At 27.2% G+C, this 12693-nt stretch carries 6 protein-coding genes; 1 reads left to right on the forward strand and 5 read right to left on the reverse strand.

Features of this window, described 5'->3' with window-relative positions; translation table 11 throughout:
• Window positions 1-294 precede the first annotated feature (294 nt).
• Together ACZ5RS_RS11900 and ACZ5RS_RS11905 are read right to left on the reverse strand one after the other, a co-directional pair.
• A complete protein-coding gene (locus ACZ5RS_RS11900) occupies window positions 295-1746 on the reverse strand; it encodes a sigma-54 interaction domain-containing protein (RefSeq protein ID WP_464635717.1) in 1452 nt (483 codons plus the stop codon).
• Between the two features lie 512 nt (window positions 1747-2258).
• Window positions 2259-4574, reverse strand: a complete 2316-nt coding sequence (locus tag ACZ5RS_RS11905) for an efflux RND transporter permease subunit (protein WP_464635719.1) — start codon at window positions 4572-4574, stop codon at window positions 2259-2261.
• 480 nt (window positions 4575-5054) lie between these two features.
• On the opposite strand from ACZ5RS_RS11905, the gene ACZ5RS_RS11910 reads away from it, so the two are divergent.
• Window positions 5055-6950, forward strand: a complete 1896-nt coding sequence (locus ACZ5RS_RS11910; protein WP_464635721.1) for a glycoside hydrolase family 3 C-terminal domain-containing protein — start codon at window positions 5055-5057, stop codon at window positions 6948-6950.
• Window positions 6951-7005: 55 nt separating this feature from the next.
• Here ACZ5RS_RS11910 and ACZ5RS_RS11915 read toward each other — a convergent pair whose 3' ends face one another.
• The 3 genes from ACZ5RS_RS11915 to ACZ5RS_RS11925 all read right to left on the reverse strand — a co-directional run bounded on the left by ACZ5RS_RS11915 (window position 7006) and on the right by ACZ5RS_RS11925 (window position 12608).
• Entirely contained in the window at window positions 7006-10095 is a 3090-nt protein-coding gene (locus ACZ5RS_RS11915; protein ID WP_464635723.1) for an alpha-mannosidase, read from the reverse strand.
• A gap of 8 nt (window positions 10096-10103) precedes the next feature.
• Entirely contained in the window at window positions 10104-11093 is a 990-nt protein-coding gene (locus ACZ5RS_RS11920) for a glycoside hydrolase family 130 protein (protein ID WP_464635725.1), read from the reverse strand.
• A 99-nt stretch (window positions 11094-11192) separates the two neighbouring features.
• On the reverse strand, window positions 11193-12608 hold the full coding sequence (locus ACZ5RS_RS11925; protein WP_464635727.1) for an ABC transporter substrate-binding protein: 1416 nt from the start codon (window positions 12606-12608) through the stop codon (window positions 11193-11195).
• Window positions 12609-12693: the final 85 nt, after the last annotated feature.

Raw genomic sequence — 12693 nt, forward strand, 5'->3', positions numbered from 1 at the left:
TTTTTCCCTATGCACTTATTAATGCATTTAATATGCCAAAAAATTTGCATTTTTAGAATTTATAGCTAATTGCTTATACTAATTAAAAATATTTTAATTTTTTATTCATTTTTTTGTTTTTAGACTAATAACTTTTCATAATTTCTTTTTTCAAAATGAAAATTATCATTTAAAATTTTCAAAAAATGAAAAGAATTTGAAAAAAATTAATTATAAAAAAGGGATAAAAAAATAGAAACAGATTATCTGTAAAAAAATTCTATGTTTCTATTTTTGATAGGTTATTATACTAACTTATAGATAATCTTCAATATTATATTTCTTCATTCTTCTATAAAGGGTTGTTAATCCTATGCCTAAGGATTCAGCAGTTTGTTTTTTACCATTTGTATCGTAACCATAAAATTCTAAGCCTTCAATTATTGCTTCTCTTTCTAATCTTTCTAAAGAAGAAAAACTATCACTTAAACTTTGATTTTGATTTTGGAGATATAATGGTAGATCTTTCATTGTTATTTCCCCTTTATCATTTAACATGTTTAATAAATATAAAATAACATTTTCCAACTCTCTAATATTTCCTGGCCAATTATATTGCTTTAAATACTCTATGACCTTTTTGTTTAATAAGAAATTCTCAACATGTTTATTTAAAACAATGTCTGAATATTTAGTTAAGAAATGATTAATTAAAGGAACAATATCTTCACTTCTCTCTCTTAATGCTGGGATTTTTAATGGAATTACATTCAATCTATAATATAAATCTTGTCTAAATAGACCTTTAGCAATTAATTCTTCAATATCTCTATTAGTTGCTGAAATGATACGAATATCTAAATTGATTAATTTATTAGAACCAATTCTCTCGATTTGCCTCTCTTGTAATACTCTCAATAATTTAGTTTGCAAATATATTGGCATCTCAGTAACTTCATCTAAAAAAATAGTTCCACCATTAGCCTCTTCAAATTTACCAGCCTTACCTTTTCTTGAAGCACCTGTAAATGCACCTTCAACATAACCAAACAATTCACTTTCTATTAAATTCTCAGGGAATGCCCCACAATTTATTGCTACAAAAGGGCCTTTATTTCTATGAGATGCATTATGTATTGCTTTTGCAATCATTTCTTTTCCTGTTCCTGTTTCGCCAAAAATTAAAACAGAAACATCACTTGGTGCTACAATTTTTGCTTTTTCTATTACTGAATAGAAACTTGGAGCTTTACCTATAATTTCCTTAAAGGTGATTTTAGTATTATTAATAGGTCTCTTAATCTTATTTGAATAATCTAATGAGTTACTTTTTTCTAAATACTTAGAAACATAGTTTGTAAAATTATCGGCCATCATAAAAAATAATTTCTTATCATTTAATATCCACTCTTTAGTTTTTTCTTCAAATACAACAAAACTAATTGCTCCAAATAATTCTTGACCTACAAACAAAGGTACACAATATTCATATACTTCTTTGCAAAATCTTTTTTGCTCACAATTAGAACATACTATATCTTTTGTTGGATTTAGTACCTCTAGAGGTTTCTTGCTTTTTAATACTGTTTCAAGCACTCGCCCATTATTATTTAAAAACTGATCTATTGAACATTTCCCAGTTGCTGTTTGGCGTATTCTTTTATTATCTACTATAGCAATATCTACATTAGTTATTTCCGTAAAGACTTCAGAGTAGACCTTAATTTTATGTCTTAAAGAAAATAAAATCTCATTATTATTATTCATCATCACTCCAAAATTCAATTTTTTTTAATTAAAAAATACTCTTAATATAAAAATTTAACATACTTTATCTATTACCACAAATATTTTTATTGTGCAAAATTTTTATAAATATCAAAAAAATAGGGCATCACAAAGCTATAGCTTGTAGCACCCCATTGTCTAACTAATTAAATTAATACTTATTTATTATATTTTTATTATAATGAAAACCCCATTGTTATACAATATATGTCAGTAACTAGACTGCTAAATTATTACTATTCAAATTCATACTTTTTTATAAAATATATTCTTTTTTGCTGTTTACCCAATTTATAAAACTGTATATAACAAATAAGCCCTTATTATACATCATTCATTCAAATTAAAAAAATTTTTATAGAGTATTATAAGGAATTGTAACTATACTACTATATATGCCGTAAAAATATTTTTTAACAGAAAGTTATTAATAAAAATTATAAATTAAAACTATAATAGTTTATTTATAAAATTAATTTTATGTAATAAATTTACATCTTAAATAATTTATTTTTTATATTATCAAACAATAAAATAAAAGAAGGCAATAATACTAACGTTGATATAGTTGTAACAAAAAGTGCTACAGCTAATAAAGTACCAAAATATCTTATTGGTGAATATGATGCAAATAACATTACAAGCATTCCACTAATAATTGAAATACTTGTTAAAGATATTGGTCTGATAGTTTCTTCCAAAGTTGAAATAATCTTATCTTTACAAGATTTCTCTTTAAAATATATTCCTTGCTGATTATACCTAAGCATAAAGTGAATTGCATCATCAACACCTATTCCAATTGCAATAGACGAGAAAATTGAAGTAACTATATCAAAGGGAATATTCGCTATGTACATAAATATATAATTCCCTAAAATACCAGTTACAACAGGAATCATAGTAAATAAACCTTCACTGAGAGATTTAAATAATATTGAAACAAACAAAAAAACCAAAACGAATGATAATAAAGTCGATTTAAGTTGGTCAGATTTCATAATTTTAGATAGATTTAATCCAGCAGAGGCCTCACTCCAAGCTGTAATATTTACATTAGGATCAAGAATATTTATGTTCTTTTCAATTGCATCATTTATTCTTTGTGCACATTGAATTGAAGGTTGATTCATTTTCTCGCTATCATAAAAATTAATTTGTATTTTGATTCTTGTAGCATCTTTATTTTGTAAACCTTGTATTAATGAACTATCTTCTATAGAATTTTCCATTAATATCAAATATCTTGATAACATATTAATCAAACCATTTGAATCTGGAATTTCTTTTTCCCCAGAATATACTCTATTTAAGAAAGATACATATTGGCTTGTAGATGTAATATGTAATATATCCTTATCATCTCTGATTAATGCTTTTTCAAACTCAAATACTTTTTTCAAATTAGCAGAATCTTTAAAATAATTTGTTTCACCATCTGGTGAATCTAAAATTATGTAACAAGGAAGAGTACTACCAAAACTAATAGCTAAATCTTTAAAATCTTTAATTATTTTATCATCTTGAGGAAAGTATTCCATATAATTAGTTTCTGTCTCAATCTTATCATAAGTAAAGAAAAATGAAAGAGCTATTATAATAAAAACAATTATAAAAATTGGATAGAAATTAATAACTAGAGAAGGTAATTTCTTTTCGATAAAAGTAAAACCACCGATTTTATATTGTTTCATTTGTATTTTTCTAGGTTTCATAATTAAGTTTAACCAAGCAGGTATTAAAAAAACCGAAAGGATAGCACAATAGAAAATACCTAAAGACACGGCAATCCCCATTTGTCTGAATGTTTCTAACTCACAAATTAACAAACTTAAAAAACCAATTACAGTAGTAATGCAAGCCATAAAAATGGTTTTACCTATTTTAGAATAGGCTTCAATTAAATTAGGATTATTATAATCATTATTGTAAGTTCTAAAATATTCATTTAAAACATGGACACTGTAGGAAGACCCTAATATTAAAACCATGCACGGAATTATTATATTTACTAAGGTTAATTCATATTGTAATAAAACCATAGTCCCCAATGTCCAAATCAAACCTATAGCTGATAAAAAAAGAGGAATTAACACGGCTCTAAAAGAATGAAAAGATATAAAGAATATGATTAAAATTACAAAAAACCCAATCACTATTAATAATTGCAAATCATTAAAAAGATAATTATTAATACTTATATCTAAAGGCCCATCACCTCCATAAGAAACATAATCACAATATGGAGTTAACTCATTAATTATAGAAATCCATTGCTCTACAACTTCATTTGACGCAGGTTTAGAATTAAAATAATAAAATAATTTTGAACCATCTTCTGTTACTAGCAAGCCTTTCATGATATCATCATTTAAAAGATTTTCTTTATATTCTTGAACTTCTTCTTCAGTCCATTCTTCTCCTCTTTTATGCGTACTCATTGGAGAGATGGCAATTCTAGTACCTTTCTTTATTGCAGTAGCCATTGATTCACCAGAAATTGTATTACTTAATTGTTCATAGTTTGATAATTTTATTAATACTTCATCAATCTTATTAAAAGTTGTTTTATTGAATAAATTATCACCACTAACCATGAAATAAAAATCCTGGTTAAACTCTGAATCTTGATCGCCTAAGACTTCTTGTTTAATTTTAATAAGGGATTTATCTTCTGGAATCAAATTCATATAATCACTATTTATATTTATTCTAATAGCGGTAAAACCAAAAAAAACTGTAACTGAAAAAATAATAAACAAAACAATTTTACTATGTTTAAGAACAAAATTAACTATATTTTTCATCTTAATTTAACCCATTTTTATTAGCAGTAATCTAACATTTATAAATTAATATTATTAATAATTTAGCAAATTAGTATTTCTATAAATTAAAACAAATTTAAGCTAAAAAGTACAAATAATAGGATACAAAATTCAATTTTAGATTTTATCACGTCCAAAGAATTTTACCACATTACTTATCTATAATCTATAGAAACTGATAACAAGACTATTAAATTTTATCAACTAAAACAGATTTTCAAAATATTTTATTATGTTAAAATTAGTTAACAATTTTAATTATCAAAAATATTTAATATTTTTAACAATTACTCAATAATAAAATGCAATAAATTAGATATTTATTATCATAATATCTAATTTATGATATTATATTTAAATTTTATTGCACAAATATATTTTACACATTACTATATATTTATTATCAATAATTAACATTTATTAACAATAATAATCTTAAACAGACTAAGGAAGTAATTAATGGATAAAGAATCTCAATATAAAAAGTTAGCCAAAGAATTAGTAAAAAAAATGACTATTGCAGAAAAAATTTCTCAAATGAGATATGATTCTCCTGCTATAGAAAGATTAAATATCCCCTCCTATAATTGGTGGAATGAAGCTTTGCATGGCGTAGCTAGAAGTGGCAATGCTACAGTATTCCCTCAACCAATTGCTATGGCTGCTAGTTTTAATGAAAAATTATTAAAAGATGTTGGAATTGCTATATCTGATGAAGCTAGAGCAAAATATAATGAATTTAAAAGTATAGATAGTACACAAATATATCAAGGTCTTACTTTTTGGTCTCCAAATATCAATATATTCAGAGATCCAAGATGGGGAAGAGGACATGAAACCTATGGCGAAGATCCTCTATTAACTAGTAAATTAGCCTGTTCTTTTATTAATGGGATGCAAGGAAATGGAAAATACAGAAAAGTTGATACAACTTTGAAACATTTCTTAGCACATAGTGGTCCTGAAAAAGGTCGTCATGGATTCAATTCAATTGTATCAGAAAAAGATTTACATGAAACATATTTATTTGCTTTCAAATATTGCATTGAAAATAGTGACCCTTCTGCTGTTATGGGAGCATATAATGCTATTAATGGAGAACCTTGTTGTGCAAGTCCAACATATCTAAAAAAACTATTATTAGAAGATTTAAATTTTAAGGGTTATGTTGTATCAGATTGTGGAGCTATATGTGATATTACAGACTTTCATAATATGAGTGATAACTATGCACAATCAGCAGCTAAAGCTGTTAATAATGGGTGTGATCTTAATTGTGGAAAGGCATATCACCACTTAGTAAGTGCAGTAGCAACTAATCTTGTTAGTGAAGAAAAAATAACAGAATGTGTTGAAAAATTATTTACTGCGAGATTTAGACTTGGTTTATTTGATGACGAATGTGAATTTAATAAAATTGATTATAACGTAGTGGATTCAAAAAAACATCAAGATTTAAATTTACAAGTTGCTAGAGAAAGTATCGTTTTATTAAAAAACGACAATATTCTACCTCTTGATTCAAATAAAAAAATAGCAGTAATTGGTCCAATTGCTGATAGTAAAGAAGTCCTTTTAGGTAATTATAATGGAACTCCTTCTCATTACACTACAATTTTAAGAGGCATACAAAATTACTGTAAAACCACTAGATATGCTAGAGGCTCAAAAGTTTTTGAAGAATCAAATCCAGAATGGGAAGAAATGCCACTAAATGAAGCTATATTAGCTGCAAAAAACTGTGATATTACAATACTAGCCTTAGGTTTAACTCCCCAACTAGAAGGAGAAGAAGGAGATGCTTTTAACAGTGATATGGCTGGAGATAAAATTGATTTAAATTGGCCAAAATGTCAAAGAGAATTATATAATGAAATAATAAAAGTTAGTGACAATGTAATATTAGTAAATGTTAGTGGTAGTTGCATTGACTTATCTAAACCTAAAAAAGATTGTAAAGCAATTATTCAATGCTTTTATCCAGGAGCTGAAGGTGGAATTGCTTTAAGTGATATTATTTTTGGAAAGGTATCACCTTCTGCAAGACTTCCAATATCATTCTATGAAAAGATTGAAGACTTACCTCCTTTTGAAGACTATTCTATGAAAAATAGAACTTATAAATATTTCAAAGGAAATTGTGTTTATAACTTTGGAGATGGACTTACTTATAATAAGATTTCTGAAGAATATCTGGATAAGGATACTGTAAAATTAATTAATAAAGGAAAATATGATATTAATTATTCGCTATTAAAATTTAAACATATTCCAAATAAAAAATTAGTCGCTTTTAAAAAGATATTCTTAGAAGCTAATAGTGAAACAATAGTTAAAATAGAAAATGAAATCTAAAAAAAAGGTACCATATCAAAAATCTGATAAGGTACCATTTTTTTATAGGAATATATTATAGAAGTTTAATTGTTAAAATTTCATAAGGTTTAATTTCTATATCAATCATGCCATTTTGCACTGTTAAAAGATTATTTTCAACTTCTCTTAAATTACAACTATAAACTTTAGTAAATTCTGAACTTACTTTTAATTTTGCTCTAGTTAATGAATTTTCATTTTCAAACAATCTAATAATTATACCGGTTCCATCTTCAGTTTTCTTAATTGTATCAATTATTACATTTTCTTTATCAATACTTGCAAAACTAAACTGAGAAATATTTGATTTATTTGAAACTGTTAAAACCTTTTGATTCAAGAATGCAGCTTGCTTATAGCTCTCCCCTTCAATCCAAGTATCAAGGTGGGGAAGAATAGAATAAGTAAAGTAATGTTCTTCTTGATCAGCAACAGGATTAGGTTCAATTCCTGTTTTTATCAAAGTTAGGGCAAGTGTTCCATTATCTGCGCTATATCCATATTTACAATCATTTAATAAACTAAAGCCATAATGGCCTTCTGATACATCAGCCCATTTGTGAGCACAACTTTCAAATCTTGCTTCATCCCAGCTTGTATTTGAATGTGTTTTTCTTTTTAAATTACCGAACTGGATATCAAAAGTAGCTTCATCACTATGAATATTTGTAGGGAAAAATACCTTTAGTAGATGTTGGGCTTCATGATAATCAACAAAAGTTTCAAAATCTATTTTCTTTGAATTATAATAAAAATGAATCTCTTGTCTAATAAAGCTTTTACTAATTTTTCTCTCTATTAATAAAGTTGCTCTTAAAGGACCTTTTTCAATCCATTCAAATTTTTCTAGATTTAAAACATCCCAATATTTCTCTGTATAATAAATATCAGTATTCCAGTTATCATAATAAATTGGCTTATCTTCAAACATTCTAAATAAGTTTGCTTTTTCACCTTTATTAACAACTTCTCGATTTGCTTCTTTATCAAAGATACTAACTATACAACCTGTTTCATCAAAAGTAACCTTTAATAAGGGATTTTCAAATGAGCAATCATCAATAATTATATCATTTTTTATTTCATTATTTTCATCCAACCCGTATGAATAACTCTTAAAACCTTTAGATGGTAAGTTTTTAATTTCAACTAAAGCTTTATCATTATTTTTTTGTATCGGATATTTATTTAAATCTTCATCAATCAAATAATTTGCACTATTTAATGGTATTTCAATTATTTCATCTCTAGAAAACCCTGTAGTATTAAATAAAGTCAAACCAGCTTCTTTAGTACAAAGTTTATTAATTCTTTCTTTAATTAAAGCATTTAACTCTTCTTCAATTTCCTTATATTCTTTTTTAGTTACTTCATACACTTCATGAATTGAAGAACCTGGTAAAATATCATGGAACTGATTTCTTAGAGTTAACAACCAAATCTTATCTAATTCAGATTTAGGGTATTCTACTAATTTTTCACTAATTACAGATAAGAATTCAGCATCCATTAAACCATATTCTGTTTTTCGATTACTTCTTTTATTTCTTGCCATTGAAGTATATGTGCCTCGATGATATTCAAAATATAGCTCTCCTTGCCATTTAGCTAATCTTTTATTATTTATAACTTTATCATTTAAATCATCAAAGTATTTTCTAGAAAATTCTTGTCTAACTTTAGGAATGCCAATAACACCTTTTTCAAGACGCTCACTTGTTTCAAGCATGTCTCTTGTTGGTCCTCCACCACCATCGCCATAGCCATATGCAATTAGAATATCATTGTTTATATCTTTATCTTGATATCGTTGCCAAGATTTAATTAATACATCCGACTTCAAAAGACCGTTATAAGTTGTAAAGAAACTTTTTTCATCCTGATAAGCATCTTGAGTAGTAATTAGATGAGTTAAAACAGAAGAACCATCAATACCAATCCAATTGAATGTATCATGGGGAAATTTATTCCATTGATTCCAGTTAAGTTTGGTAGTCATAAAATAATCTATCCCAACTTTTTTTAGAATCTGAGGTAATGCAGCACTGTATCCAAATACATCTGGCAACCATAATAGTTTATTTTCTTTATTAAATTCTTTTTCAAAAAAATCCATTCCATATACAAATTGTCTTACAAAAGATTCACCACTAGGAATATTACAGTCAGCTTCAACCCACATACCGCCTTCAACTTCCCATCTACCCTCTTTTACTCTTGCTTTAATTTTTGTATAAAGTTCAGGATATCTTTCTTTTATAAAAGCATATAAAAGTGGTTGAGAACTCATAAATTTATAGAATGGGAATTCATCCATTAACTTTAATACTGTTGCAAAACTCCTACAAACCTTTTCTTTAGTTTGTTCGACAGTCCACCACCAAGCAACATCGATATGAGTATGACCAATACAGGTAGCAATGATATCTTTACATCCAACTAAATTTTCATAAACTGCTTTATTAATATAATCACTTGCTTTTTTTATAGAGTTATAAAAAGCTTTACTATAAGGTTCTCTAAAATCAATTAAATTGATTGTATTATTTAATTCATTTAATAATTTAGCTCTATCTAAACTAGACTCATCCATTTTAATTAAACCATTTAGAGGCACAAATAAATCCCAATATAATTTGTTTAATAATGGATCTTTTTCATATAAATAAGTTATGAAATTAAATTCAGTATGAAGGATACCTGTATAAGATTGCAAATCTAATTTTATTACATCACCGGCTTTTGCATTTTCAAATACAAGAATATCTCTATGATTCATATCAACACCTTGTATAGGCACATCATTTATAAAAAGTAAAAACTGTGGATTTTTTCCATCATCCCATTCATCAATTTGGGTACAAACTTTCATCCATATGTTTTTATTGTCAAATTCTTTTGGGATAATAAAGGTTTTGCTAAACCAATAATGCTTATCTTTACCATACCAATGCATAGTTTTTGCATCAAAATCTAGCCATGGGGATTCATCTAAATCAGCATTTTTATATGTTAAGAAGTTTCCTTCTTTATATTGCCATTTATCTAAATCATATTTCTGTTTAATTGATAAATTCTTTAAATTATCACAAATTACTTGTACACGATCACTTAAATATCTCATATTATCACCTATAAAGAATGTTCTTTAATATAATCTATCAAAATATCTACAGTAGAAAAAGCCATTGAGGTAACAGTATCAGCACTTCCATAATACATTGTTAATTTATTTGTCTTTCCATCGCATAAACACGTACAAGGGAAAACGACATTAGGAACATCACCCATGCATTCATAAGGCATCTCAGGACCCATTAAATAATCCTTAGTTCTATATTTCACCTTCCATGGTTCATCAATATCTAAAATAGCTCCACCGATTCTATAGACGAACCCATTACAAGTTGTTATTACTCCATGATAAATTAATAACCAACCTTCTTCAGTTTCAATTGGAATTGGACCTGGACCTATTTTTGTAGATTGCCAAGCAGATTTATCATCATTAATATTTCCCATCATATATCTATGATGGCCCCAATATTCTAAATCATTACTCTGACTTACAAAGATATCCCCAAAGGGCGTATGTCCTGTATCACTTGGTCTACTCATCAACATAAATTTCCCATTAATCTTTCTAGGAAATAATACTCCGTTTCTATTGTATGGTAAAAAACAATTTTCTAATTGAAAAAATTCTTTAAAATCATATGTATAAGCCATTCCAATAGTAGGACCATGGTAACCATTACACCAAGTAACATAATATCTATCATCAATATAGCATACTCTTGGATCATATCTAAATTCTTTATTAAGTATTTCGTCTTCTATACCTTGTAATTTGATAGGATCATCTTCAATTTTCCAATTAATACCATCTTTGCTAAAACCAGCAAAAAGATTCATAGAAATTGATCTACTATCACATCTAAAAACTCCGGCGAAACCATCTTTATATGGGACAACTGCACTATTAAAGATACTATTTGAGTTTTTTTGATCATGTCTATTTATAATTGGATTGTTTTCATATCTCCAAAAAGGTTCATTATTACCTTTAGGTTGTGGGTACCAAGGAATATTTGGTAATTCATCTATATAAGTTTTATACATCTACTGTCAACCATAAATAAAAAATGGTTTCCTCCGTTTTTAATATTTTGGGGATGAAAAAATACATCCCCAAATAAAAGTTTTATAATAAAAGTCTAATTATTTAGAAGCAAATTCATTAACTTGTTTTTGAGCTTCTGCTAAGATTTTATCAAAGCCTGCAGCTCTCATTTCTTTCATCATAGCAGCAACAGCAACATCTGGATCACTTGTACCTGTTAAGATTTGTAATTTATATTTTTCATGAATAGCATTACAGTTTGCAATTTCATCTTCTACTGATTCAGTATTCATAGTGAAACCAAGCATTACTGATGGAATAGCATTTTGATTTAATTGTTTTACTTCTGCCCATTGATCAACTGTAACACCTTCTAAAGGAGATACGTTAAAGAAAGTACCTTGACTGTATTGAGCCATTGGCCATGAAGTATCAATTCTATGAATTTCATTATTTGCTGTGTATTCGTAATCTTTACCTTCAACACCAAAAGCTAACATGTCACGTAATTTTGTATCAGTATTAACTAATTGTAATAACTTTAATGATTCATCAATATATTTACTATTTGCATTAATACAGTTGATTGAACCTCTTACAGTATCATTTGTTAAAATAGTTTTACTCTTTTGGAATGCAGCAGCTGGTTCACCCATTTGTGGTCCCCAAACAGTAATTGCAGCAGTTTTCCATCCTTGAGAAACTTTGAAAGGTAAATTTCTTGGAGTTTCTGCTAAAGTGCTTGCATCACTATTAATTAAACCTTCTTGGTACCATTGATGTAAAGTTCTAAAAATATTCATCATATCATCTTGTTCATATACAGAAACAACTTTCATTGAAGAATCATCAATTTTTACACCAATTTCAGGTAAGCCAGAACCGATTGTATCATATAATTCTAAAGAAGGATCTTGTGCATCACTTGCTAATACATAAGGAGAAACATGCTCACCTTCTTTAATTGTTCTTAATAGAGGAGTTATATCTTTATATGACATGAAATCTTTTACATCAAGATTATATTTATCAATTAATCCTTGTCTAACAACCCAATAGTTTGTCATAGAGCTATCTTTATATGTTGGAACCCCATAAACTTTTCCATCAATACTTACAGCTTTCCAATAAGCTTCTGGCATTAAATTATATAAATCTGGTGAAACAGTTTTTACTTTATCACTGATATCAGCAAAAGCACCGATTGTAACATCATTTACAAATGTATCTTGAGAGGTAAACATAATATCGTAATCTTCATTTGTATTAATCATTACAGATCTTCGAGTTTTAAAATCTCCCCAAGATAAAACTTCCATTTCCATGTGAATACCAAGTTTTTCTTCTAAATAAGCATTTACTTGAGCTTCCCATTCATCATAATTAGTTGGCATTCCATTACCAATCTGAACCCATTTAATTGTAGGAATTTCTTCTTTTTCTACTTGTCCATTAGCAAAGATTGAGCTAACAGCAATCATTGAAGCAAGAGCCAATACTAATAATTTTTTCATAATTTCCTCCTAATGAAAAATTATTCATTTACTTTATCTTATTTTTATATCTACTTATCTTTTTGGGATAAGGTAATAAACACTT

The sequence above is a fragment of the Pleomorphochaeta caudata genome (assembly GCF_055395745.1).

What these genes read in the sequence shown, in the direction of transcription:
- ACZ5RS_RS11910 (WP_464635721.1), top strand. Translation starts at nt 5,055, where the DNA reads ATGGATAAAGAATCTCAATATAAAAAGTTAGCCAAAGAATTAGTAAAA.
- ACZ5RS_RS11905 (WP_464635719.1), bottom strand. Translation starts at nt 4,574, where the DNA reads ATGAAAAATATAGTTAATTTTGTTCTTAAACATAGTAAAATTGTTTTG.
- ACZ5RS_RS11925 (WP_464635727.1), bottom strand. Translation starts at nt 12,608, where the DNA reads ATGAAAAAATTATTAGTATTGGCTCTTGCTTCAATGATTGCTGTTAGC.
- ACZ5RS_RS11920 (WP_464635725.1), bottom strand. Translation starts at nt 11,093, where the DNA reads ATGTATAAAACTTATATAGATGAATTACCAAATATTCCTTGGTACCCA.
- ACZ5RS_RS11900 (WP_464635717.1), bottom strand. Translation starts at nt 1,746, where the DNA reads ATGAATAATAATAATGAGATTTTATTTTCTTTAAGACATAAAATTAAG.
- ACZ5RS_RS11915 (WP_464635723.1), bottom strand. Translation starts at nt 10,095, where the DNA reads ATGAGATATTTAAGTGATCGTGTACAAGTAATTTGTGATAATTTAAAG.